Raw genomic sequence first — 24,920 nt, 5'->3', positions numbered from 1 at the left:
TATGAAAACCCAGGCAACACTGTCCGCGCCCTCCGCCGTACCCGGCTCCCCGCTGCTTCAGGTGAGCGGCGCGCTGTTCGGTATTATTGCCTTTATCCTTATCGCCGCCTGGCTGGCAAAGCGTTTCGGGCTGGCCGGGAAAACGGCCGGCACGCGCGGACTGAAGGTCAGCGCCAGCACCACACTCGGGCCACGCGAGCGCGTGGTCATTGTGGAAGTGGAAGATGCGCGACTGGTGCTGGGCGTGACTGCCTCCAGCATTAACGTTCTTCACACGCTGCCCCCTTCGCCTGTCACGGTGGAGGCTAACGCCCAGGCCCCTGCGGATTTTCAGTCCGTTATGAAGAGTTTGCTCAAGCGTTCCGGGAGATCCTGATGCGCCGTTTGTTATTCCTTACTCTGGCAGGTCTGGGCCTGTTCGCGCCTTCTGTGTATGCGCAGCTGCCGGGGCTGGTTTCCACGCCGCTGGCGAACGGGGGACAAAGCTGGTCCCTCTCCGTGCAGACGCTGGTGTTCATCACCTCACTGACCTTTATCCCGGCGATCCTGCTGATGATGACCAGTTTCACCCGCATCATCATTGTGTTTGGTCTGCTGCGAAATGCGCTCGGCACGCCGTCCGCGCCGCCCAATCAGGTGCTGCTGGGTTTAGCCCTGTTCCTGACCTTTTTCATTATGTCGCCGGTGATCGACAAGATTTACACCGAGGCGTACCAGCCGTTCAGCGAAGATAAAATTTCCATGCAGGTTGCCCTGGAAAAGGGGGCTCAGCCATTACGTGAATTTATGCTTCGCCAGACGCGCGAAGCGGATTTGGCCCTGTTTGCCCGTCTCGCTAACACGGGCGAGTTACAGGGACCGGAAGCGGTGCCGATGCGCATTCTGCTGCCAGCGTATGTGACCAGTGAGCTGAAAACGGCGTTCCAGATTGGCTTCACCATTTTCATTCCGTTCCTGATTATTGACCTGGTGATCGCCAGCGTCCTGATGGCGCTCGGGATGATGATGGTCCCGCCCGCAACCATTGCCCTGCCCTTTAAGATCATGCTGTTCGTGCTGGTCGACGGCTGGCAGCTGCTGGTCAGCTCGCTGGCGCAGAGTTTCTACAGTTGAGGAGCACGCAATGACGCCTGAGTCGGTCATGATGATGGGCACGGAAGCGATGAAAGTCGCGATTGCCGTCGCCGCGCCCCTGCTTCTGGTTGCGCTGGTAACCGGTCTGATTATCAGTATTCTTCAGGCCGCCACGCAGATTAACGAAATGACCCTGTCGTTCATCCCGAAGATCATCGCCGTCTTCGTGGCGATTATCGTTGCCGGGCCCTGGATGCTCAATTTGCTGCTGGACTACATGCGCAACCTGTTCACCAATCTGCCTTACATCATCGGCTGACGGACGATGCTGCAATTCACCAGCGATCAGTTTGTTCAGTGGCTCGGGATCTATTTCTGGCCGATGCTGCGCATCATGGCGCTGATCTCCACCGCCCCCATACTCAGTGAAAAGTCGGTGCCTAAACGCATCAAAATTGGGTTGGGCATGGTTATCACCATTATCGTTGCCCCTTCCCTGCCGGCGGTGGATATTCCGATTTTTTCCCCGAATGCGATCTGGATTGCCCTGCAACAGGTGATGATTGGCGTGGCGGTCGGGTTTACGATGCAGCTCGCCTTCGCCGCGGTACGAACGGCGGGCGAACTGATCGGTTTGCAGATGGGTCTGTCTTTCGCGACGTTCGTTGACCCGGGCAGCCATCTGAATATGCCCGTGCTGGCGCGTATTATCGACCTGCTGGCGATGCTGTTGTTTCTCTCGTTCAACGGCCACCTGTGGCTCATCTCTATGCTGGTGGACACCTTCCACACGCTGCCGATTGGCGACAACCCGGTGAACAGTAACGCTTTTCTGGCGCTGGTGCGGGCTGCCGGGCTGATCTTCCTCAACGGGCTGATGCTGGCGCTGCCTGTCATAACCCTGTTGCTCACCGTTAACCTCGCATTGGGTTTACTCAACCGAATGGCCCCGCAGCTGTCGGTATTCGTCATCGGCTTTCCGGTGACGTTGACGGTTGGCCTTTTATTAATGTCATTATTGATGCCACTTATCGCCCCCTTCTGCGAGCATTTATTCAGCGAGATATTCAATCTCTTAGCGGATATTGTCAGCGAACTTCCACGCAAATAATAACCCGCAGTGTTTGCAATGTCTTTCTGAGGATATTCCTAAAAATAATCTTGAAAAACATCTACCAGGATATATCTGACGCGGTTTAAATGTTTCTAACCACCTCACAATACTTAATATTTACTTTACTTTAAGATGATTCCTGGCAAATTATACGTAACTTTACGGGATAGTGAGTTCGCCTGAAAGTCTTTGTCATGCTCACAGGTTTTATTAGATTTTTTCCATCCCGTATGGCTGTTTATGAGCTCTCAGGCAGGTGGTGAATTATCGTTACGCATTGAGTGAGGGTATGCCATGTCAACGATCATTATGGATTTATGCAGCTACACCCGGCTAGGGTTAACCGGGTACTTAGCAAGCAGAGGGGTAAGAAAGAGAGACATCAACGATGCACACACCGTTGAAGAACTCGCAGCCGCTTGTGAGACTCACAAGCCCGGCGTGGTGTTTATTAATGAGGACTGTTTCATTCACGACCCCGCTAACAGTCAGCACATTAAGCAGATCATTAATCAGCATCCCAGAACCCTGTTTATTGTTTTTATGGCGATCGCCAATATTCATTTCGATGAGTATTTGTTGGTGCGTAAAAACTTATTAATCAGTTCGAAATCGATTAAACCAGAGTCGCTTGATGACATTCTGGGCGATTATTTGAATAAAGAAGTTAAGAATGTAGGGGCGGTTAACTTACCCACTCTATCATTAAGCAGAACTGAATCAAGTATGCTAAGAATGTGGATGGCTGGACAAGGGACAATTCAGATCTCAGACCAGATGAATATCAAGGCAAAAACAGTATCGTCACACAAAGGAAATATTAAAAGGAAAATTAAAACGCATAATAAGCAAGTGATATACCATGTCGTACGCCTGACAGATAATGTGACGAATGGGATTTTCGTTAATATGCGCTAATTTGCACGGCCATGTTGTACCCTACCTTGATCTCTGGCCTGGCCAGAGATTTTGCTTTTCAGCAGCCGGGCCGGGGAGAAGACGCCCCCGACGCCGCCCTATTCCGCCGTTTCCACAAAGATCCCATCCGGGTGCCCCAGTTCGTTGAAGAACCAGATGCCGAGCGGGTAATCTTCCAGCGACACCAGATACATTGTGCCTTCATTAAACTCTTCTATTGCCAGCACCACGCCCGGGCGGCGCGGCCCACCGTCCGTTTTGACGGTTACCCGATCGTTGACCTTCATACATTCCTCCTGTGGTTTTGAGCCAGTGTAGAACAAATTACCCTGGCTGGCATCGCCGCCTGACGCGAATGGCGTTTTTGTGTGCGGTCTATACTTAGCTGTTGAGACGGTTAAATGAGGAGCCCGCCATGAAGACTGACAAAGAGTACAGCGACACCATTAAGCGTGAGGTGGAAGTGGATGTCGATGCCCTGCTTGCCGCCATTAATGAAATCAGTGAGTCCGAAGTTCATCGCGCGGAGGATAATTCAGACCGTGTCGTGGTCAATGGTCGTGATTACCATACCTACCGTGAACTGGCTGAAGCATTCGAGCTGGATATCCATGACTTTAGCGTCTCGGAAACGAACCGCTAAGGCGAAAAAAATCCCGGTCATGGGGATGACCGGGATCAAACTTGCTTATGCAAGAAGCACTTATAAATTCGTTACACCAGGAAATCTGATGCAGGTAAGACATTATCCCCAACAGATTTGTCTTACAAGCATATATTCTCTTAGCGAATATTATATTTTATACATGTGAATTTTGGTTATGAGTATAAACATGCGCCGCGTGTGGGTTTATCGGGATCGTTTCCACTTCAACGGGACATCAATGCTGAGTTTTTTTAAGACTTTTCTTAGATGAACATCATTATTCAGGAGACGTTATGCCTTCGCTAAAGGAGACTCTGCTCGTCTTTACCGATCTCGACGGTACGCTGCTGGATTTTCACACTCTCGACTGGCAGCCTGCCGCTTCCTGGCTGAAGAGATTACAGGATGAACAGGTACCAGTCATTCTGTGCAGCAGCAAAACCGCGTCCGAAATGCGTGACATCCAGCAGGAACTTGGCCTTGGCGGGATGCCCTACATTGCGGAAAACGGCGCGGTGATTCAGCCTGACGTACGGTGGGAAAACGCCGCACGGTTCATCTCAGAAAAGAAGCATGACGATATCCGGCAGTTTATTGCCCGGGTACGCCAGGAGATGCATCTGAAATTCACCACCTTCGACGATGTGGATGAGCGCGTGGTCGCCGAATGGACCGGGCTAAGCCGTCCCCGAGCGGCGCTTGCACGTAAACACGAGGCTTCCGTGACGCTGATCTGGCGTGACAGTGATGAACAAATGAAACGCTTCGCAGCCGAACTGGCCCGGCAGGGGCTGAAGATCGTCCCGGGTGCTCGCTTCTGGCATATTCTGGACACCAGCTGTGGCAAAGACGTGGCGGTGCACTGGCTTGTGGAACAGTATCGCCTGCACGACGGAATTGACCCGACAACGCTGGGCCTGGGCGACGGCCCCAATGATGCCCCTCTGCTGGACAGCGTAGCCTTCGCCGTGGTGGTGAAAGGCTTCAACCGGGAGGGGGTCAGCCTTAAGAACAACGATCCCACACGGGTTTATCGCACTCAGCACACCGGACCGGCCGGCTGGCGCGAGGGGCTTGATTACTTTTTAACGTGATCCTGCCAGATGACCCGGTTACGCCCGCGCTGTTTCGCCTCATACAGACGCGCATCGGCGGTGGATTGCAGATTTTCGAAGTGATAATTGCCCTTCTCCTGCGCGCCAGAGACGCCAAACGACGCGCTCACGCGCAGGGTAGTACTTTTCTTAATCAGGATCTCTTTGCTGTCGATACGCTCACGGATCTGCTCTGCAACTTCCGCCGCCTCTTCAAGCGTCATGCCGGGCAGCACCACACAGAACTCTTCGCCGCCGACGCGCCCGGCAATATCTTTAGTGCGCAGGGTACTGGCAATCAGCCCCGCAGCATGGGACAACACCTTATCACCCGCCTGGTGCCCGAACCGGTCATTAATGCTCTTAAAGCAGTCAAGATCGATCTGGATGACAGAGAAAGGCAGCGCCTGCTGTTCACACTGCTTCGCCAGTATTTTCGCCCGCTCAAACAGCGACCCACGATTATTCAACCGGGTCAGAGGGTCGTGCCAGGCCTGCCATTGCAGCGAATTCTGCAACGAATACATATTACTGACCATGCGCCGGATCACCAGCCATGAGATGAGCAGCATCGCGGTGAACAGCGCCCAAAGCAATGCCAGCACAATACTGATGCTGCCGAAATCGCCGCGCACCCCTTCTTCCAGGGTGTGCACGCGCAGGACGATGCCATCAAAGTGGTCGAGACGCTCCCAGCTGACAAAACGACTCCCCAGGCGAATGCCGCCTTCGGAATCCGATTCTATTGCGTGCGCTATCTGCGCTAGTTCGGGCGCGTCAAAATGATTAACGTCCGCAGCAGATGATCCAGACGTCGCAAGCAGGGTGAGACGACTGTCATACAGCTGGTATTCCCCTTCCGGGTTATCGCCTATGGCCTCCACCAGCAGACAACGCAGGGTGGCAAAGGTGAAATCCATCGCCACCACGCCATACCAGACGTGATTGTAATAAACAGGCACACTGGCGGTGATCAGCGGCTTTTTGCCCACAAAGGAGGAAGGAGGCGAGATAAACCAGCGCACGGCACGCGCACGGTTCTCACGCTCGGACTGTTGGGTAAACCAGGGCTGAGTGACCAGATGGTAGTAACGCTGCACGATATCGCTGGCATTTTCCGGCGTATCCGTTTCCAGAAAGAATCCGGCGCGAGAGACATAAATCACGCGCTCTTCGTTGCCGGAAGAACTGGATGCCAGACGCAATAAATACCCCACTTCAAGCGCGGCGGACAGTTCATTATCAAGAAACTCATCATCGCGATTCAGAAGGGTGGTCTTTTCAACGAAGGCATCCGACACACCGTTGATCGGCAATGTGCGCTGTTTATCAACCTCAATTTGCCAGGTGGGGGATGTGCGCAAACGGGCAAAACGCTTTACCGCATCATGTAGCACGCCAAACGCCAGCGGCGTTTCCAGCGCATCACGCATGCTGTGGCGAAAAAACAGCATTTTATCGACGCTGAACTGGAGTTGTCTGTCCAGCGCACTGGCAACCGTTTCCAGATGGTTACGCTGACTGGAGATATAGGCATCTTCCAGTACCACAACTTCGCGCCAGGTCAGGAGGGTGGAAAAGATCAGGACAACGATAAAACAGAGGTTAACAACCAAACGGGGATTGCTACGCTTATGCAGCCACTGCAAAAAAGATTGTTTTACAACAAAGGTATTGTGCTGCACACGCACTCCCTGAGTGTCGCTCACCATCCGATATGATAAGTCTTCTGCCAGTAAAAACGCCCGGCAAGGCCGGGCGTTGTGTGATTAAGCCTTATCGCGTTTTTGCCTTTTATCACCAGGCTGAAGCTCATCTTCACGAAAAGCCTCCCGCTTAATGCCGTATCCGTCATGCCACCGACACTCCACCATTCCACTGGAATAACCGGTGACAATCATGCATGGACCACCATTCTTTGGCTTAACTTCATCACTGACCAAAAAGACCATACCTGCCTCCTGTATCAGGGTGAAACGTTTTCAATTTAGACGAGGAATGGTCTTTTTGCATCCGGAGTCAGCAAAAATTAATGCGATTTTCCGCGTACTTTTTCTACCAGCTTGACCACTGCCACCACAATGACACCTACGATAAAGCCCAACACAAGGTTAAGCAGCGTCGGCAGAATGGCGGCGATCACCGAACCATGTCCCGACGCCAGATGTTCAATTGCATGATGCAGCGAAGCAACGCCGTGCACGATAATACCGCCGCCGACCAGGAACATCGCCAGAGTTCCCACTATCGACAAACTTTTCATCAGCCACGGCGCCAGCACCAGCAGGCTTTTGCCGATAACGCGGGCAATGGCGCTGGATTTTTTTTCCAGCCAGAAGCCGATATCATCCAGCTTGACGATCAGACCGACCAGCCCATACACCCCAACCGTTACAAGAATGGCAATCAACGAAAGCACCATGACCTGATTCATCAGCGGTGCTTCGGATACGATCCCAAGCGTAATCGCCACAATCTCGGCCGAAAGGATGAAGTCAGTACGGATCGCACCTTTGACCTTATCGCGCTCGAACGTTTTTGGATCCTGCGCGGCCAGCGCTTCCAGACGCTGCTGGCGCATTTCCGGGGTGTCTTTCTCTTTGCGTGCGGCAAACATATGCAACACTTTTTCGGCACCCTCGAAGCACAGGAACGCCCCGCCAATCATCAGCAATGGCGTAATGGCCCAGGGTATAAAGGCGCTAATGAGAAGCGCCAGCGGAACAAGGATCACCTTGTTAATAAAGGACCCTTTCGCTACGCCCCACACCACCGGCAGCTCACGGTTCGCCCGCACGCCGCTGACCTGCTGCGCGTTAAGCGACAAGTCATCCCCCAGTACCCCGGCGGTTTTTTTCGCTGCCAGTTTCCCCATGACTGAAATGTCATCCAGCAAGGTGGCGATATCGTCCAGTAATGTTAATAAGCTACTTCCTGCCAAAATCTCTATCCTTCTTTTTTTGCTAATTAAGTGAATAGTATGGAACAAAACTCACCGCCCGGAAACAGGCACCTCACGTCAACAAAAATTTCACATTAACAACACAATTAAAGCACTCGCCAGCCCGATAGTTTTGGCGTTAACTATGAGCGAACTTTTTATTTCGTCGTGAGGGACTATGCGTTTTCGGCATTTATTACCGCTCATTGGAGCACTTTTTTCCCTGTATATCATCTGGGGATCCACCTACTTTGTCATTCGTATTGGCGTGGAAAGCTGGCCCCCGCTGATGATGGCCGGTATTCGTTTCCTTATGGCTGGCGTGCTGCTGATGGCGTTTTTATTGCTGCGCGGTCACAGGCTACCGCCGCTGCGTCCCTTGCTTAACGCCGCCCTGATTGGCCTGCTGCTGCTGGCGGTGGGCAATGGCGCAGTAACCGTCGCCGAACACCAGAACGTGCCGTCGGGCATCGCCGCCGTGGTCGTCGCGACCGTGCCGCTGTTTACGCTCTGCTTTAGTCGTCTGTTCGGGATCCGCACCCGTAAGCTCGAATGGCTGGGCATCGCGATTGGGCTTGTAGGTATTATCATGCTGAACAGCGGCGGTAACCTGAGCGGAAACCCCTGGGCTGCCGTTATGATCATGATCGGCTCGATGAGCTGGGCCTTCGGCTCGGTCTACGGCTCCCGCATTGAGCTGCCCTCCGGGATGATGGCGGGTGCCATTGAAATGCTCGCGGCAGGCATCGTGCTGCTGATTGCCTCGGCGTTGACGGGTGAAAAACTGACGGCAATGCCAGATCTCTCAGGTTTCCTGGCCGTCGGGTATCTGGCCCTGTTTGGCTCGATTATTGCCATCAACGCCTATATGTACCTGATCCGCAACGTCTCACCGGCGGTTGCCACCAGCTACGCCTACGTTAACCCGGTGGTTGCCGTGCTGCTGGGTACCGGTTTTGCGGGCGAAGTGCTGTCGACGATTGAATGGCTGGCGCTGGGCGTGATTGTCTTTGCCGTGGTGCTGGTCACGCTGGGTAAATATTTACTGCCCGCGAAACCGATTGTCACGGCGTGTGAGGTGGAGAAACCGTGATCGGGTGAATGCCCTGGGTATCGATCTGCGCGGCCTGACCGCCGCCGCAGATCCACTCTTCCAGCCGCTCCGTCAGTTCCACGTCATTCAGCTTCATTCTTCCGCGCAGTGCGCACTCCCAGACAATCAGTACCCGCCAGCCCTGGGCGTAAAGCTGCGAAACATCGCGTTTATCACGCTCGACGTTCCTGCCAATCTTCTCCAGCCAGAAGTCGGTGCGTGTCGCCGGGACTTTAAACAGATAGCAGTCGTGATGATGCCAGAAACAGCCGTGGGTAAAGATGATGCATTGATACGCATCGATCACGAAATCAGGACGCCCGGCAAGCGTGGCATCCTGAACCCTGAATTCAAACCCGATGGAGGTCAGGAGGCCAGCGATCCGTTTTTCGATCGCGGTATCACGCGTGCCGATGGCACGCATGTTTTTACTCCGCGTGGCCTTATTGTGAACGTCCGCCATTGACGGCCTCACTCTGACGAAGCTGAACGGCCTTGCTGATTCGTGAGGCCAGCAGTTTTGCGACGGCGGCAAAGGCTGGCACCACCACCGAGTTGCCAAACTGACGATAGGCTTGTGTATCCGACACCGGAATGCGAAAACTGTAGCCCTGCGGCGCCTCAAAGCCCATTAAGCGGGCGCACTCGCGCGGCGTTAAGCGCCGCGGTCGGTGCTGTTGATTCTGAGGGTCGTCGAAATCTTTTTCGCCCAGCGCCTTATCCCAGCCCCGATCGATAAGAATTTCCGCGCCATCTTTGTAATAGCGCGCCGACAGCGTACGCGTCACGCTGTCAGGATTAAGCGGATTGACCATGCCAAACCCAAAGCCATTGCCTTTGGCCTGATGCTTTTTGGCATAGCGATAGAGGTATTTCCACAGCACTGGCGTCAGAATGAATTTCGCATCGACGGCGGGCTCCAGCAGATCGGCCACTGTCGGACGGCGCGCCGGATACAGCGAGGGCAAATCGCGCAGCGTAAAATCGCCTTTCAGATTGAGATCGCGGCGGAATCCCACCAGCACGATGCGTTCGCGGTGCTGTGGCAGGAAGTGTTTGCCGTCGATAATTTTCGGATCGTCCGGCCCCATATCCTCTGCATCCGCCACGTCGTAACCCAGTTCATCCAGCGTTTGCATGACAATGCGGAAGGTTTTGCCGCCGTCATGACTCTTTAAATTCTTGACGTTCTCCAGCACAAAAATTGCCGGGCGGCGGGCTTCAATAATCCGGGCAACATCAAAGAACAGTGTGCCCTGCGTATCACAGGCAAAGCCGTGCGCACGTCCCAGCGCGTTCTTTTTCGACACGCCAGCCAGTGAGAACGGCTGACACGGAAAGCCTGCCAGCAGCACATCGTGCGCCGGAAGGGTGTTGCGAATATGCTCAGCGGCTTCTTCGTCGCTGACGCCGGTTTTGTGGCTCAGGGTGACGTCGCGGATGTCGGCATTGAACTGGTGCTCGTCGGGGTCGCAGTACCAGTTCGCCTTATAGGTGCGGACGGCATGTTTGTTCCATTCACTGGTGAACACGCACTGCCCGCCAATAGCTTCAAAGCCATGGCGAATGCCGCCAATACCGGCAAAGAGATCGATAAAGCGAAAGGCATAATTCGGATGCGCAGCAGGCGGGTGCGGCAGCAGGTTACGCAGATAACAGAACTCGCCGTCGCTCAGGCGGTGCCCTGCCCTGTCGCTTATCAGCAGCCGCTTGAGTATTGCCGGGCTCCAGTGGCTCTCGCCATGTGCCACCAGCTGGTTTGCCAGCGTTTTAGCATCATACATTTCCAGCAGCTGACGCAGGAGTGCCTGCACGGCTGCCGTTGATTTCTCAACCCGCTCAGGCGCGGGCACAGTCACTGATCGATTTTCCTGCATTCTCTTAACCGGACAATAAAGACAGAAAACAGAGTACCACAGTTCAGGATCGCACACTGCGACGGAAATGGGTCAATATCTGGCTGTCGGTTCCGAGGTAATCGCCCTGTAATTCGGCACTCAGCTTCGCCATAAACTGGATCAGAAAATCGGCATTGTGACGCGCAAGTTCGCGTCCCCGTGCGGTTTGCATGGTGTCCGGCAGGCGCAGGAGTTTAGTCTGAAAGTGATCGAGCGCGAAAGCTTTATCATCCAGCGCACGCGCCCCGGCAAACGGGTCGTCGGCATCAAACAACGCGGTGCCCAGCGCACCGGACACGGCAAAGACGCGCGCAAGGCCGATGGCGCCTAACGCCTCCAGCCGGTCGGCATCCTGGACCGTTTTGGCCTCCGGGCTTTGCGGCGCGATACCGGCACTGAAGCTGTGCGCTTCAATGGCATGCTCAACGGCCGCATACCGATCGGGCGGAAAATCAGGAAAATCGCGGCTCAGGATCTGGCGCGTTTCTCGCGCTGCCAGCCGCGAGGAGTGACTACGCTGCGGGTGATTTTTCGGCAGGCTGACAATGTCATGGAAGTAGCATGCGGTCAGCACAACCAGCGGATCGCAATCCCCGTCAGCCATAATGGTCTGCGCCGTCATCCAGACGCGGCGAAAATGGGCGATATCGTGCGCCGCATCATCAGTAAAATGATTTTCGTCGAGCCAGCGCTCAAAACGGTGCTGCCACTGCGCAAGTTCCATCATCCCATCCTGTTGCTCAAAAGAGAGTGAATTATAATACACCCGAATCAAAACCCTTAATAAATAGAATTTCGAAATACTTAATAATAATTACCCGCTATATTTTCAATGAATTAATTCACGCGAAAAATAAAGAGATAAAAAGAAATATTTTGTAATATTTTTACCAGTTTAATTACCTTTATTTTTGAACCTAAATAATAATCCATAGAATAGTATCAGCCATGTAGTTACGGAGGGTAATTACATATATTCAGACAATTTATATTTAAAGGGAATATATAATGAAAAGAAAAGTTCTGGCAATTCTCGTACCCGCGTTATTAATGGCTGGCGCAGCAAATGCGGCGGAAATGTATAACAAAGACGGCAACAAAGTTGACCTGTACGGTAAAGTTGATGCACGTCATACCTTCTCCGACAACCCAGGCGACGACGGCGATGAAACCTATGTCCAGATTGGTTTCAAAGGCGAAACACAAATTAATAACGATCTTATTGGTTACGGCCAGTGGGAATATAAAACCTACGCTAACGATACCGAAGGCGCAGGCGACACCTCTTTTAACCGTCTGGCCTTTGCTGGCCTGAAATACGGCGAATATGGCTCATTCGATTACGGCCGTAATTACGGCGTCGTGTATGACGTTGAAGCCTGGACCGATATGCTGCCAGTATTTGGTGGCGACTCCTATACCTGGACCGACAACTATATGGTTGGCCGTACTAACGGTGTGGCGACCTACCGTAATAATGACTTCTTCGGTCTGGTTAACGGCCTGAACTTTGCACTGCAATATCAGGGTGCTAATGAAGGCGCTAACGCAAACGAAAATCAGGAAGGCACCAAAAACGGCCATGATGATGTTCGTTTCCAGAACGGCGACGGCTTCGGTATGTCAACTACCTATGACTTCGATTTCGGTCTGTCGCTGGGTGCCGCTTATTCATCGTCTGACCGTACCAACGACCAGGTTGCTTACGGCGCAGGTACCTATAATCGCTTCAGCAAATATGCTGGCGGTGAACGTGCGGAAGCGTGGACAATCGGTGCAAAATACGATGCGAATGATGTCTACCTGGCAATGATGTATGCGGAAACCCGCAACATGACTCCGTACGGCAACGATGGCATCGCCAACAAAACTCAGAACTTTGAAGCCGTAGCGCAGTACCAGTTTGACTTCGGTCTGCGTCCATCCCTGGCGTGGGTCTATTCAAAAGGCATCGATTTGGGTGGTAACGATTATCATCCAGGCAATGGTTATGACTATGTAGACCAGGATCTGGTTAACTACATCGACGTGGGCATGACCTACAGCTTCAACAAGAACTTCTCCACCTACGTTGATTATAAAATCAACCTGCTGGACGAAGATGATGCCTTCTACAATGACAACGGTATTGCAACCGATGACATCGTTGGCATCGGTATGATCTACCAGTTCTGATCCCCATAAATAGCAAAGCCCGCAACGCGGGCTTTTTTTATTTGACGCTGAAATATTACGGCGCTTCCTGCAAGGCCAGGCGAACAAACCCGTTATTCTGCGCCAGTAATTCATGTGCTTTCCAGGCATCCATACCCGTCAGCACCATTAGCACCGCCGTTTTACACTGATGGTTACAGCTTTCCAGCGCCGCCTTCGCCTGCGCCCGGGAGCATCCCCCCGCTTCCATTACAATGGCAATTTGTCGCTCGGCCCATCTGGTATTGCTTGCCTCCAGATCAACACGCAGGTTGCTGTACACCCGTCCTGTCCGTATCGCCAGACCGGTGGTGACCATATGCATTATCATGCTTTGCGCAATGCCCGCTTTGGCGTTGGTATACCCGGCAACCACATCCGCGCCCAGATCGGGGGCAATAACCATGCTCGCCAGCTGCGCCGCTTCACTTTGCGCATCCTCCGTAATGAGCGCGACCGTTGAGCCCAGAGACCACGCATGACGCATCGCGCCCCAAACCCATGGCGTTTTGCCGCTGACGGACAGCGCCAGCATCATGTCGTGCTCGCCGAATTTTATCGTCTGAAGGTCTGCAACGCCGCGCGCGTAGCTTCCGGCGTTATCGCCTGCTGTCATCGCAATGACCGGATGTTTTCCCGGCGCGAACGCTTCTGCCGCCTGCTTCGCCACGCCTCCGGACGCGCCTGCGCCGATCAGCACCAGACGTCCGCCGTGACTAAGCGTCGCCGCCGCGTTATCCACCACGCGAGCCAGCATACTTAAGTGAGGGGTAAGTGCAGAAGAGATTTGTGCGTCATCCTGATGTATGACATTAAGCATATCCAGCGTAGATAATCTGTCGATGTTCATCGTGCTGGCGTGCCGTCTTTCCCTGGCCGTACCGGTAAGCATAATGCTCATAAACTGCCTCCTTATTATGAGTACCCCCACACTATAAAGTGTTTTATACAGGTCACATGAGAGAAGGCTCACGAAACGCCTCTCTTTACATGGCTTTATGAAATGCCCGTCATCAGCGATAATTAGCCCTTTCTTTTTCATCGCGGAGTGTTAATGAGCGATTTGCAGCCCTTCCCCCCGACGCGCAAGCGCCCTATGAAGCTGAATACGCTGGTTACGCTGATGGTGTGCGCCATTATCGGCTCTGTGCTGCTGGTGGTCTTCGCGCTGTACTCTGTGCAGATCACCCGTGCCACGCGCGATGACGTGAAAGATACCGCGCTGGGTATCGCCCGAACGCTGGCCGACAGCCCGGAGATCAAGCGTGGCCTGATGGAATCGCCGCAGGCTGGCATCATCCAGCCGATTGCCCAGGCGGTGACGAAGCGCAACGACCTGCTGTTTACCGTGGTTACCGACTTGCGTGGGATCCGCTATTCCCATCCAAACGAAGCGCTGTTAGGTTTGCATTTTATTGGCGACGATCTGACGCCCGCCCTCGAAGGGAAAGAGAATGTCTCCGTGAACCGCGGCGCGCTCGCGGAAGCACTGCGCGTCTTTACGCCCGTTTATGACGATCGGCACAACCAGATCGGCGTGGTCGTGGTGGGTATTTCGCTGAATAAAGTTGAAGATCAGATTGCCCGCGGTCGGCTCAATGCCGTGTGGACCATCTTATTCAGCGTTCTGATGAGCTCAGTGGCGATATGGGGTCTGGTCCGGGTTCTGAAACGTATTCTCTTCGGGCTTGAGCCTTACGAGATCTCCGCCCTCTTTGAGCAGCGCCAGGCCATGTTGCAGTCCCTGCGCGAAGGCGTGATGGCTGTTGATATGCACGGGCGCGTGACGATGATTAACCACACCGCCAGAGAAATTTTGCTCCTGAGCTCGGGTGAGCACTCCGAGAGCAGCGGCGAACCACTGCTGGCCAGCCTTAGGGAAGTGGCGAAAACCGGCATTGCTCGCCAGGATCAGGAGATCGGCTGTAACGGACGGCTACTGCTGTGCAACATGGTCCCCGTGAAAAGCCAGAATCAGGTCATCGGGGCAATCAGCACCTTCCGCGATAAGACCGAAATCAGCCAGTTAATGCAGCGTATCGATGGTATGGTCAACTATGTTGATGCCCTGCGCTCACATACGCATGAGTTTATGAACAAGCTGCACGTGATCCTCGGCCTGCTGCACATGAAGCGCTACGATAAGCTGGAAGAGTACATCATCCAGACCGCACAGAATTATCAGACGGATATCGGCGCGATACAGCGCAAGGTTAAATCGCCGGTCATTGCGGGTTTCCTGCTGGGTAAAATCAACCGCGCCAAAGAGGCGGGAGTGACCCTGACGCTGGCCGAGGAGAGTCAGCTTCCTGACACCAGCAATGAAGAGCAGGTTGCGGTTCTGATCACCGTGCTGGGCAATTTAATCGAAAATGCCCTGGATGCGATGGAAGGTCAGCCGGAAGGCGAGATCGGCCTGCTGCTGCATTATCAGAACGGCTGGCTGAGCGGTGAGGTCAGCGATGACGGTCCCGGCATTGATCCCGAGCGGCTGGAGGCTATTTTTACAAAGGGCTACTCAACAAAAGGTGAAAACCGTGGCGTTGGGCTGTTCCTTGCACGTCAGCAGATCCAGAACCTGGGCGGAGATATTACCGTCGAGTCGGAGCCTGGCGTATTTACCCAATTTTTTGTTCAGATCCCCTGGGATAGCGAGAGGAATATCGCGTGATAAATGTATTAATTGTCGATGATGACGCCATGGTAGCCGACCTCAACCGTCTGTATGTTAACCGCGTTGAGGGTTTTAACTGCTGCGGCGTCGCTTCCACGCTCAACCAGGCCGAAGCATTGATCGCAAACCCAGGCCAGCCGATCGATCTGGTGCTGCTGGATGTCTATATGCAGCAGGATAACGGGCTGGATCTATTGCCCATCATCCGGGCATCGGGCCGCCCGATTGACGTTATCATGATTTCGTCAGCCTCCGACGCCGCAACGATCCAGACGTCGATGCACTATGGCGTGGTGGATTACCTGATTAAACCGTTCCAGTTCCCGCGTTTTGAAGAGGCGCTGAACGGCTGGAAGGCAAAGCGCAGTCTGATGGGCTCGCATCAGTATTATGAACAGGCCGACGTCGACAGGCTGATCCACGGCGGCGCGCCGGAGCTGGCCGACAGCAAAAAATTACCGAAAGGCTTAACGCCGCAGACGCTGCGCACCATTTGCCAGTGGATCGACAGCCATCCGGAGATAGAATTTTCCACCGACGATCTGGCGAATGCGGTCAACATTTCCCGCGTCTCCTGCCGCAAATACCTGATCTGGCTGGCGCAAATCAATATCCTGTTCACCAGCATTCACTACGGTGCCACCGGTCGACCGGTATATCGCTATCGTTTGCAGCCGGAACAGGTCGGCCTGCTCAAACAGTACTGCCAGTAATTCGGTAGCTGTCGTCCAGAAGGGTAAAACGGAAGTGGTGCATCGAGGAGATCACCACTTCTTTTGTTTTGGTGACAAAAATGGCTTCAATATCGGGGCGCGAACGCAGCGCGGCGCAGCCCTGCTCCACGCCCATGCCGTAGATCAGCGTGGTCCAGATATCGCCGTCGAGGGAGTCTTGCGAAATAATCGTCACGCTGTCCAGTTCGTTATCCAGCGGGTAGCCGGTACGCGGGTCAAGTATGTGATGATAACGTTTGCCGTTCTGCTCGAAGTAGCGCTCATAGGTGCCTGACGTCACAACCGACCGGTTTTCTACCGTTATGGCGCCAATCAGCGCGTCACCAGCGAACGGTTTTTTCAGCCCGACGTGCCAGCCGTCCTCCGGCGAGCCTAACGTCTGGACGTTGCCGCCAAGGTTGATCAACCCGAGTTCGGCGCCCTCTTTATGCAAGTAATCCCGCACCCTGTCGGCGATATAACCTTTGGCGATAGCCCCCAGATCGATCTCCATTCCCTGGCGTGTAAGAAACACGCTGCTGTTGGCGTCATCCAGTACCACGTTCGCAGGATCCGTGATACTCAGCAAGGCGGCGATCTCGTCCGCGGGCGGTACAGCGTCCCCCTTAAAGCCAATTTTCCAGCGTTTGACCAGCGGACCTATCGCCAGGTTGAACGCACTGTCTGTAGGCAGGCTGGCCGCTTTCGCGCAGCGGATCAGGTCAAACACCGGGCGACTGACGACAACCGGATGCTGACCGGCAGCATGGTTGACATCCATCACCTGCGAATCCGCACGGTTGACGGTGAGGAGATCTTCGTACTGTTTGATCAGGCGAAACACGCGGGACGCGAGGGCTTCGTCATGGGAGAAGAGTTTCAGGAGGATGGGCGAGCCCATCAGAACGGCGTTGTAACTGTAAACGCGATGGCTATCAGGCATTGCATAAGTCCTCAGATGTAGCCCCGGCAAGCACCGCGCCGCCGGGGAAACAGGAGCCTTACCGTGTTTTCGAACGCATAGCCGCCTGATGTCCGGCAAGCGTACCAAAAATAATGATATCTGCCACCGCATTACCACCGATGCGGTTACCGCCGTGGATACCCCCGACAACCTCACCCGCAGCAAACGCTCCCGGTAATACGTTGTGGTTGCTGTCCAGCACGCAGGTTTCTGTATTGATGGTCACACCGCCCATGGTGTGGTGCACGCCCGGCGCAATCTGAATGGCATAGAACGGCCCTTCGTTGATAGGCGCACGCAGCGCGGTGGTGCGGCCAAAATCATCGTCATGCTGTTTTTCCACAAAGCCGTTGTAGCGTTCCAGCGTTGCCAGGAACTGGTGGTGATCCATCCCCAGCGCTTCCGCCAGGGCTTTTGGCGAGCTGGCACTGGTGACAAACCCTTTCGCGATGTACTCATCCGCGGCTTTGTTTTTAGCGCGAACATGCTCGTCAAAGACGATGTAAGCGTATTTCTCCGGCAGCGCGATGATTTGCGCCGAGACTTTGTCGCGGGTCGACATTTCGTTATAGAAGCGGTTGCCCTGCTGGTTTACCAGAATCGCCCCGCCGCCGCGGATGGATTCGGAAATCAGGTACGACGTTTTCTGCTCAACGGTTGGGTGGATCTGGATTTCGCCCATATCGACGGTGCCTGCGCCAATACGCTCCAGCAGTGCGATACCGCCGCCGGTTGCGCCTTTGTGGTTAGTCGTCACGAACCCTTCCAGGTCCGGACGGTATTTCACCACCATCTGGCTGTTGGCGCTGAAGCCGCCCGTCGCGACAATTACGCTTTTAGTTGCCACGGTGAGGGTTTCGTTCTCTTCGGTGGTCAGACGCACGCCGGTCACTTCGCCGTTTTCGAAGATGATGTCGCTCACGGAGGTATCCAGCATCACCTCGATGTTGCGTTTGTTGACATTGCGCACCAGGCCGCTAATCAGATATCCGCCCACCGCGGAACCATCTTTCGGACGGTGCGTACGGTCGATGCTCATCCCGCCGGTGGTGGTGATGTCGTTGAGCATAATGCCGCGCGTTGCCAGCCATTCGATGGCCTCCGGCGCGTTCTCGACAAAGCGACGCAGCAGTTCAGGGTTGTTCTTATTGCCACCGCCTTTCAGGCTTTCCTGGTAGAACAGCTCTTTGCTGTCCTGAATGCCCTTCACGCGCTGGAAGCGGGTCTCAGCCGCGTTCATACCGGCAGAGGCTTTAATGGTGTTCCCGCCAATAGTCGGCATTTTCTCAACGATCAGCACGCTCGCGCCTTCGTCATGCGCCTGAATCGCCGCCGCCAGACCGGCACCGCCGCTGCCGACCACCACCACGTCCACGCTTTTAGTCTCATTCGGGTCAGCGCCCTCTTCTGCCGCCAGCGCTTTGCTGGATTTCAGCATCGCCTTCGAGACCGCTTTTTTCACCGCCTCGCTCTGGCTGGTTGCGCCGGTGATAGCATCCACGTGCGGGGTATTGGCATCCAGAATTCGGGTACGGATCTCTTCGAAGCTGGTGACAAACTCGACGTCTTCACTCGGGCCGGAGGCCAGTTCGATATCGGCGATGCGGTCGGTTTCGAGGCTGACGTTAATCACCAGTTCGTTAGCATCGTCCTGCACTTTTTCAATAAAGGTGCCCGGTTTGAATTTAGATTCGCCCATGCTCATGTCGCGGATCATCGCTTCCACCAGCGAGAAGCGCCACAGCGGTTCCGGGATGCTCAGTTCTTCGCGTCGGGTACTGTCCATAAACAGCTCCAGGCTTTCGCCCGCCGCGATGCGATCGGTCCAGTCCGGATAGGCGATGGTGGCGCGGCCAACGGCAATCAGGTCGTAACCGTGATCCAGCGCTTCATTCACATCCGTGGCATTCACCACGCCGCCAACGCCCATCACCGGTACCTGCGCCAGCGTGTCAGAGCGCATGGCGCAGTATTTTTCGATAAGTGGCGTCGGGTCCTGAGTATCGACGATAGAAGGACGCAGGGCGGCGCCAAGGGAGAAGTGCAGATAATCCACCCCACGAGCGGCCAGTTTTTCCAGCAGATACAGGGTGTCTTCGAAGCGAATGCCGGGGACTTCCAGCTCTTCCGGTGAGAAGCGGTAGCCAACGATGAACGCGTCGTCCGCATACTGGCGCACCATCTTGTGGGTAATGTCCAGCACCGCCAGCGGGAATTTCGCGCGGTTATCGCGGCTGCCACCCCACTCGTCGTCGCGCTGATTAGAGTTCGGGGAGTAGAACTGCTGGATCAGATAGGTATTCGCCCCGTGGATTTCGACGCCATCGAAGCCGGCCTGAATTGCGCGGCGTACGGCTTCGCCGAACTTGCCGATCATGCCTTCCACTTCTTCTGAAGTCAGAGCAACCGGCGTCGCGGCACCGTCACGCGGCGCGGCAACCGCGCTTGGGCCAACCGGCGTGCGGCCGCCGATCAGTTTTGGGTCGACCATACGGCCGCCGTGGTAAATTTGCAGAAGGGCTTTGGAACCTTTGGACTTAATGGCGTCAGCGATTTTTGCCAGTCCGGCGATTTTTTCGTCGTTATCAATACCAATTGCGCCCGGGAACGCAAGGCCGAGATCGTCAACAAAACAGCATTCAACGATAATGGTGCCGATGCTGCCAGCGCGGGCGCGGTAGTACTCCACCAGCTCGCTGGTCACGGTGCCATCGAAATACCCCGTACAGGTTGTCATCGGGGCCATTAACAAACGGTTTTTCAGTTCAGTACCATTCGGTAATGTGAAGGGGCTTAAAATACGTTCGTTAGTGCTCATAATAGAAACTCCAAACTTTAAAAATTAAGAATTCGTTATCGGTATGGATTTTTTATTTGTGTTTTCGCCGATGTCATGACATTAATATAAAGCTTTTTTTAGTTTCTAAAGCCATTACGTTAGTTAATAAACTATTTAATCCCTGCGATAACATTAATAACACATTGGTGTTAGCGTGAATGTTTTATACGTTCACATTAATTTAAAAAAAGTTAAATCAACAATGGTAAAACCAATACACCATACACATCAAAAATCCTTTAAAATCAAAACATAAAACACGTCCCAAATTAATAATGTTATAAAATTGATAAATAAAATGCTTAAAAATAGCGAATAACCACACTACTCAGAGTGGTTATTATAAAAAGTATAAAATTACGTCCTCAATTCTGTTTTTTTGATCGCGATCAATAGTAATGGCATCCAAAGGCGCAATATAAAAACATCATCATTTTTTATTTAGCGCAAACAAAAATGCGTTAAATCGCTATTACTGAAAACACAAAAACGCACCTTAAATAACTAAAAAAAGCAAAACGAATAAAGCAATCGAATTTGTGTTTTCGCTGTACGACGAATTTTTGACAACTTAAGACGTGAAACTATGAAAACAAAAACTGCTGTAACGCCTCCTGCGGCGAATCTGGCATCAAATGGAACAGCAAAACGCCTGCTGATGATGGCCCTGCCCGTCATTGTCGCCGTCCTGCTGTTGTTTGTCCCCGTTCCGGAAGGTCTGCCGCCTTATGCGTGGCACTACTTCGCCATCTTTGTTGGCGTCATCGTCGGGTTGATTTTCGAACCTCTGCCGGGCGCCGTAATCGGCCTCACCGGCGTGGTGGCGATTGCGCTGTGCAGCCAGTGGGTGCTCTTTAGCCCCGAACAGCTGGCTGACCCGAAATTCAAGCTGGCGGGCGCCTCCTTTAAATGGGCGGTGAGCGGGTTTGGTAACTCCACCGTCTGGCTGATTTTCGGTGCCTTTATGTTTGCCGCAGGCTACGACAAAACCCGCTTCGGCCGCCGTCTGGCGCTGATTCTGGTGAAGTACCTGGGCCGTCGCAGCCTGACGCTCGGTTACGCCATTACCTTCGCGGACCTGCTGCTGGCCCCGTTCACCCCGTCCAATACCGCGCGCAGCGGTGGGACCATCTACCCGATTATCGCTAACCTGCCGCCGTTGTACGGTTCAAAACCCAACGACCCAAGCGCGCGCAAAATCGGTTCCTATCTGATGTGGGTGGCAATCACCGCGGCTTGTATCACCAGCTCGATGTTCCTTTCCGCTCTGGCACCTAACCTGCTGGCACTGGCGCTGGTGAAAAGCACCGTTGGAATTGATATCTCCTGGGGGACCTGGTTCCTCGCCTTCCTGCCGCTGGGTATCCTGCTGATCCTGACCATGCCGCTGCTGGCCTACTGGTTCTACCCGCCAGAAGTGAAGGTAAACAATGAAGTACCACTGTGGGCGACCCGCGAACTGGAAAAACTGGGCAAACTGTCGCGCAATGAGATCCTGCTGCTGGTATTCGTGTGCTGCGCGCTGCTGATGTGGATCTTCGCCGCGGCGTGGATTGAACCGGCCATGGCTGCCCTGCTGATCGTTGGCCTGATGCTGTGGACCGGCGTGCTGGAGTGGAACGACATCACCGGCAACAAAGCCGCGTGGAATACCTTCGTCTGGTTCGCCACCCTGGTGGCGCTTGCGGATGGTCTCTCCTCCACCGGCTTTATCAGCTGGCTGGGTAAAGAAGGCGGCCTGCTAATGAGCGGTATCTCGCCGGGTGTCGCCACCATCGTCCTGCTGCTGGCGTTCTACCTGCTGCACTACCTGTTCGCCAGCACCACCGCGCACACCACGGCGCTGCTGCCTGCGATGCTGACCATCGCCTCCACCATTCCGGGCATGAATATGGAAGTGTTCGTCCTGCTGATGGTGACCTCGCTGGGCGTGATGGGGATCATCACCCCGTACGGTACTGGCCCAAGCCCGATTTACTACGGTAGCGGCTACCTGCCAACCAAAGACTACTGGCGCCTCGGCACCATCTTCGGTGCCATTTTCCTGGCAGCTCTGCTGCTGATTGGTTACCCGTGGATGTCCATGATGTTCTGATTTCTGACCGCCGGACATTTCCTCCGGCGGTTAAATTTTTGTGGAGCAAGCTATGTCAAACAAACCCTTTATCTACCAGAACCCCTTCCCACTCGCGCATGACGACACCGAATATTATCTGCTGACCAAAGAGCACGTTTCCGTTGCCGAGTTCGACGGTCAGGAAGTGCTGAAAGTCGAGCCAGAGGCGTTGACCCTGCTGGCCCAGCAGGCCTTCCACGACGCAGCGTTTATGCTGCGCACCTCTCACCAGAAGCAGGTTGCGGCTATTCTGAGCGACCCGGAAGCCAGCGAGAACGATAAGTACGTTGCCCTGCAATTCCTGCGCAACTCCGAGATTGCGGCGAAAGGCGTGCTGCCCACCTGTCAGGATACCGGCACGGCGATTATTATGGGTAAGAAAGGCCAGCGCGTCTGGACCGGCGGCGGTGACGAAGCAGCGCTGAGCCAGGGCGTGTATAACACCTATATTGAAGACAACCTGCGCTACTCGCAGAATGCGGCGCTGGATATGTATAAAGAGGTGAATACTGGCACCAACCTGCCCGCGCAGATCGACCTCTACAGCGTGGATGGTGACGAGTACAAATTCCTCTGCATGGCGAAAGGCGGCGGTTCCGCCAACAAAACCTATCTGTATCAGGAAACCAAAGCGCTGATCACCCCGGCGAAGCTGAAAAATTATCTGGTTGAGAAGATGCGGACCCTCGGCACCGCGGCCTGCCCGCCTTACCATATCGCCTTCGTTATCGGCGGCACCTCAGCGGAAGCCACGCTGAAAACCGTCAAGCTCGCCTCTGCGCGCTACTACGATAGCCTGCCAACCGAAGGCAACGCGCACGGCCAGGCGTTCCGCGACGTCCAGCTCGAGCAGGAACTGCTTCAGGAAGCGCAAAACCTCGGCCTTGGCGCACAGTTTGGCGGGAAATACTTCGCGCACGATATTCGCGTGATCCGTCTGCCGCGCCACGGTGCCTCCTGTCCAATCGGCATGGGCGTCTCCTGCTCCGCTGACCGTAATATCAAAGCGAAAATCAACCGCAACGGGATCTGGATTGAGAAGCTGGAGCACAATCCGGGCCAGTATATTCCTGAATCCCTGCGCCAGCAGGGAGAAGGCGACGTAGTAAGCATTGATCTGAACAAGCCGATGCCCGATATTCTGGCGCAGCTTTCCGCGCACCCGGTCTCCACCCGCCTGTCGCTGAATGGCACCATTATTGTGGCGCGCGACATCGCCCATGCGAAGCTGAAAGAGCTGCTCGACAACGGGGAAGAACTGCCGCAGTACGTCAAAGATCACCCGATTTACTATGCAGGCCCGGCCAAAACGCCAGAAGGTTACGCGTCTGGCTCACTCGGCCCGACCACTGCGGGACGTATGGACTCCTATGTGGACTTACTGCAATCCCACGGCGCGAGCATGATCATGCTGGCAAAAGGTAACCGCAGCCAGCAGGTGACGGACGCCTGCCATAAGCACGGCGGCTTCTACCTCGGCAGCATCGGCGGCCCGGCAGCGGTGCTGGCGCAAAACAGCATCAAGAGCCTGGAGTGCGTCGCTTATCCGGAGCTGGGTATGGAAGCGATCTGGAAAATTGAAGTGGAGAACTTCCCGGCCTTTATCCTGGTGGATGACAAAGGCAACGATTTCTTCCAGCAGATCCAGAACAAGCAGTGCAAAGGCTGTTCACAGCGCTGAGTCTTTCCACAATGATGGCAGCAGCGACAGCGTTTCATTAATTAACCCGCGCTTGTCGCTGCCCGGTTTCCAGATCGTCACCATCGTTTGACCGATCCCCTGGCTGCCCACTTCGGTGTGCAGCCTTTTTACGTTTTGCCATCGCGCCGCCTGAAGATGCGTCGGCAAAAATCCCCAGCCGCACTCTTTCTCCAGCAGGCCGCGCAGCATCTCCAGTTCGTTAGTGAAAAGCGTGTGCCCTGAAATTTGCAGGCGACGGGCAACCGGCTCATCTGACGCGGCATGCATAATCACCTGCGGAACCAGAGAGAGATCGAGCAGCGACACCGGCGACGCAACCTCCGCAAAAAGCGCCGTTGCGGCGTAAAAATCCATTTCGATCGCCCCCAGCGCCCGCCACTCCATCTCATTGCCCACGCTGCGGTTGCGCGCCTGGCAGATCCCCAGATCGGCCTGACCGTTCGCCAGCATGGCTTCCGCCTCATCGCGCGATGCGCTGGTCAGGCTCAGGCGGATCTTTTTCGCCGCCAGTGTGGCAATCAGCGCCTGTAAAAAAGCTCTGGGGGTGAACGGATCGTAAACGAGGGCAATGTCCTGCGTGGCGCTGTCGGGCACCGATCGGGCAAACGCCTCAAATGCTTTGACCTGCCGCATCAGCAGGTGCGCCTGCCGCTGAAGCTGCTCCCCCTCCGGCGTCAGGCGCAGGCTGCGCCCCTCCCTCAGGAACAGCGCGTAGCCCAGCCCATCCTCAAGAAAATCGATCAGATCCCGCAAGGTTGTACGATCTTTGCCGAGTTTACTGGCCGCCTTCATCAGGCTGCCGTGCTCAGCGACGGCGGTGAACGCCTCAAGTTGGGCAAAGGAATAGATCAGGGATGCCACGTCATTCTCCACGCGATTTTTCCGGGGGATTTTCCCCCATAACGCGTTTTTTATTATAGGCCGCAGGTTCTTAAACTGAA

Annotated in this window: 23 protein-coding genes and 1 pseudogene; 13 read left to right on the top strand and 11 right to left on the bottom strand. The window is 54.5% G+C overall.

From position 1 onward, the window contains the following. The first annotated feature begins 1 nt into the window (after position 1). The 5 genes and pseudogenes from fliO to rcsA all read left to right on the top strand — a co-directional run bounded on the left by fliO (position 2) and on the right by rcsA (position 3,106). On the top strand, positions 2-376 hold the full coding sequence (gene fliO / locus INF86_RS15770) for a flagellar biosynthetic protein FliO (RefSeq protein ID WP_023306522.1): 375 nt from the start codon (positions 2-4) through the stop codon (positions 374-376). Next, the gene (gene fliP / locus INF86_RS15765; RefSeq protein WP_003859589.1) at positions 376-1,113 is read left to right on the top strand and encodes a flagellar type III secretion system pore protein FliP; all 738 of its coding nucleotides are present in this window, start codon (positions 376-378) and stop codon (positions 1,111-1,113) included. Before fliO ends, fliP begins: the two co-directional genes overlap by 1 nt. Positions 1,114-1,123: 10 nt before the next feature. Beyond that, complete coding sequence (gene fliQ, locus INF86_RS15760) at positions 1,124-1,393, top strand: flagellar biosynthesis protein FliQ (protein ID WP_003859587.1); 270 nt, start codon at positions 1,124-1,126, stop codon at positions 1,391-1,393. Between the two features lie 6 nt (positions 1,394-1,399). Continuing rightward, positions 1,400-2,192 (top strand): annotated as a pseudogene (fliR, locus tag INF86_RS15755) (flagellar biosynthetic protein FliR); the annotation flags it as partial. A gap of 290 nt (positions 2,193-2,482) precedes the next feature. After that, positions 2,483-3,106: a transcriptional regulator RcsA gene (gene rcsA, locus INF86_RS15750; protein ID WP_022648556.1), complete on the top strand. Its 624-nt coding sequence runs from the start codon at positions 2,483-2,485 to the stop codon at positions 3,104-3,106. A gap of 98 nt (positions 3,107-3,204) precedes the next feature. Here rcsA and dsrB read toward each other — a convergent pair whose 3' ends face one another. Continuing rightward, the gene (gene dsrB / locus INF86_RS15745; protein ID WP_003859583.1) at positions 3,205-3,393 is read right to left on the bottom strand and encodes a protein DsrB; all 189 of its coding nucleotides are present in this window, start codon (positions 3,391-3,393) and stop codon (positions 3,205-3,207) included. Positions 3,394-3,521: 128 nt separating this feature from the next. Here dsrB and yodD point away from each other — a divergent pair, with 128 nt between their 5' ends. Beyond that, positions 3,522-3,749, top strand: coding sequence for a YodD family peroxide/acid resistance protein (gene yodD / locus INF86_RS15740; RefSeq protein ID WP_017383339.1), 228 nt, complete (start codon positions 3,522-3,524; stop codon positions 3,747-3,749). A 296-nt stretch (positions 3,750-4,045) separates the two neighbouring features. After that, positions 4,046-4,846, top strand: coding sequence for a mannosyl-3-phosphoglycerate phosphatase-related protein (locus tag INF86_RS15735; RefSeq protein ID WP_193543701.1), 801 nt, complete (start codon positions 4,046-4,048; stop codon positions 4,844-4,846). On the opposite strand, the gene dgcQ is transcribed toward INF86_RS15735, so the two are convergent. From dgcQ to INF86_RS15720, 3 genes are all read right to left on the bottom strand, one after another. Then, on the bottom strand, positions 4,831-6,531 hold the full coding sequence (dgcQ, locus tag INF86_RS15730; protein WP_193543700.1) for a cellulose biosynthesis regulator diguanylate cyclase DgcQ: 1,701 nt from the start codon (positions 6,529-6,531) through the stop codon (positions 4,831-4,833). The two genes, INF86_RS15735 and dgcQ, sit on opposite strands and share 16 nt — an antisense overlap. Positions 6,532-6,615: 84 nt before the next feature. Beyond that, complete coding sequence (locus INF86_RS15725; RefSeq protein ID WP_022648559.1) at positions 6,616-6,798, bottom strand: YodC family protein; 183 nt, start codon at positions 6,796-6,798, stop codon at positions 6,616-6,618. 77 nt (positions 6,799-6,875) lie between these two features. Continuing rightward, positions 6,876-7,790: a DUF808 family protein gene (locus INF86_RS15720; protein WP_169441341.1), complete on the bottom strand. Its 915-nt coding sequence runs from the start codon at positions 7,788-7,790 to the stop codon at positions 6,876-6,878. 175 nt (positions 7,791-7,965) lie between these two features. Here INF86_RS15720 and yedA point away from each other — a divergent pair, with 175 nt between their 5' ends. After that, positions 7,966-8,880, top strand: a complete 915-nt coding sequence (yedA, locus tag INF86_RS15715; protein ID WP_058646935.1) for a drug/metabolite exporter YedA — start codon at positions 7,966-7,968, stop codon at positions 8,878-8,880. Here yedA and INF86_RS15710 read toward each other — a convergent pair. The 3 genes from INF86_RS15710 to INF86_RS15700 are packed head-to-tail and all read right to left on the bottom strand — an operon-like array spanning position 8,852 to position 11,502. Next, positions 8,852-9,343, bottom strand: a complete 492-nt coding sequence (locus tag INF86_RS15710; RefSeq protein ID WP_022648562.1) for a very short patch repair endonuclease — start codon at positions 9,341-9,343, stop codon at positions 8,852-8,854. The two genes, yedA and INF86_RS15710, sit on opposite strands and share 29 nt — an antisense overlap. Continuing rightward, entirely contained in the window at positions 9,324-10,757 is a 1,434-nt protein-coding gene (locus INF86_RS15705; protein ID WP_193543699.1) for a DNA cytosine methyltransferase, read from the bottom strand. Before INF86_RS15705 ends, INF86_RS15710 begins: the two co-directional genes overlap by 20 nt. A 43-nt stretch (positions 10,758-10,800) precedes the next feature. Beyond that, the gene (locus tag INF86_RS15700; RefSeq protein WP_023306528.1) at positions 10,801-11,502 is read right to left on the bottom strand and encodes a phosphohydrolase; all 702 of its coding nucleotides are present in this window, start codon (positions 11,500-11,502) and stop codon (positions 10,801-10,803) included. Positions 11,503-11,786: 284 nt separating this feature from the next. Between INF86_RS15700 and ompC the strand changes: the two genes are divergently transcribed. Continuing rightward, positions 11,787-12,953: a porin OmpC gene (gene ompC, locus INF86_RS15695; RefSeq protein ID WP_022648565.1), complete on the top strand. Its 1,167-nt coding sequence runs from the start codon at positions 11,787-11,789 to the stop codon at positions 12,951-12,953. 55 nt (positions 12,954-13,008) lie between these two features. On the opposite strand, the gene INF86_RS15690 is transcribed toward ompC, so the two are convergent. Beyond that, positions 13,009-13,872 carry an N-acetylmuramic acid 6-phosphate etherase gene (locus INF86_RS15690; protein ID WP_023300495.1) on the bottom strand — a complete coding sequence of 288 codons (864 nt, stop codon included), beginning with the start codon at positions 13,870-13,872 and terminating at the stop codon, positions 13,009-13,011. Between the two features lie 153 nt (positions 13,873-14,025). Between INF86_RS15690 and INF86_RS15685 the strand changes: the two genes are divergently transcribed. Both INF86_RS15685 and dcuR read left to right on the top strand, forming a co-directional pair. Then, entirely contained in the window at positions 14,026-15,642 is a 1,617-nt protein-coding gene (locus INF86_RS15685) for a sensor histidine kinase (RefSeq protein ID WP_193543698.1), read from the top strand. Next, positions 15,639-16,358: a two-component system response regulator DcuR gene (gene dcuR, locus INF86_RS15680; protein ID WP_023300497.1), complete on the top strand. Its 720-nt coding sequence runs from the start codon at positions 15,639-15,641 to the stop codon at positions 16,356-16,358. Before INF86_RS15685 ends, dcuR begins: the two co-directional genes overlap by 4 nt. On the opposite strand, the gene INF86_RS15675 is transcribed toward dcuR, so the two are convergent. Then, entirely contained in the window at positions 16,339-17,301 is a 963-nt protein-coding gene (locus tag INF86_RS15675; protein ID WP_032624009.1) for an FAD:protein FMN transferase, read from the bottom strand. The genes dcuR and INF86_RS15675 overlap by 20 nt on opposite strands. A 58-nt stretch (positions 17,302-17,359) precedes the next feature. Then, entirely contained in the window at positions 17,360-20,140 is a 2,781-nt protein-coding gene (locus INF86_RS15670) for a flavocytochrome c (RefSeq protein WP_171936618.1), read from the bottom strand. Between the two features lie 607 nt (positions 20,141-20,747). On the opposite strand from INF86_RS15670, the gene INF86_RS15665 reads away from it, so the two are divergent. Both INF86_RS15665 and fumA read left to right on the top strand, forming a co-directional pair. Continuing rightward, positions 20,748-22,256, top strand: coding sequence for an anion permease (locus INF86_RS15665; protein WP_022648571.1), 1,509 nt, complete (start codon positions 20,748-20,750; stop codon positions 22,254-22,256). 52 nt (positions 22,257-22,308) lie between these two features. Then, entirely contained in the window at positions 22,309-23,958 is a 1,650-nt protein-coding gene (gene fumA / locus INF86_RS15660) for a class I fumarate hydratase FumA (protein ID WP_193543697.1), read from the top strand. Here fumA and INF86_RS15655 read toward each other — a convergent pair. Next, on the bottom strand, positions 23,947-24,852 hold the full coding sequence (locus INF86_RS15655) for a LysR family transcriptional regulator (RefSeq protein WP_193543696.1): 906 nt from the start codon (positions 24,850-24,852) through the stop codon (positions 23,947-23,949). The genes fumA and INF86_RS15655 overlap by 12 nt on opposite strands. Between the last annotated feature and the right edge of the window lie 68 nt (positions 24,853-24,920).

It is taken from the genome of Enterobacter cloacae complex sp. I1M (assembly GCF_014982425.1).
GTDB lineage: Bacteria > Pseudomonadota > Gammaproteobacteria > Enterobacterales > Enterobacteriaceae > Enterobacter > Enterobacter intestinihominis.
Note: the sequence above shows the minus strand (reverse complement) of the source record. Positions and strands in the feature narration are given on the sequence as shown.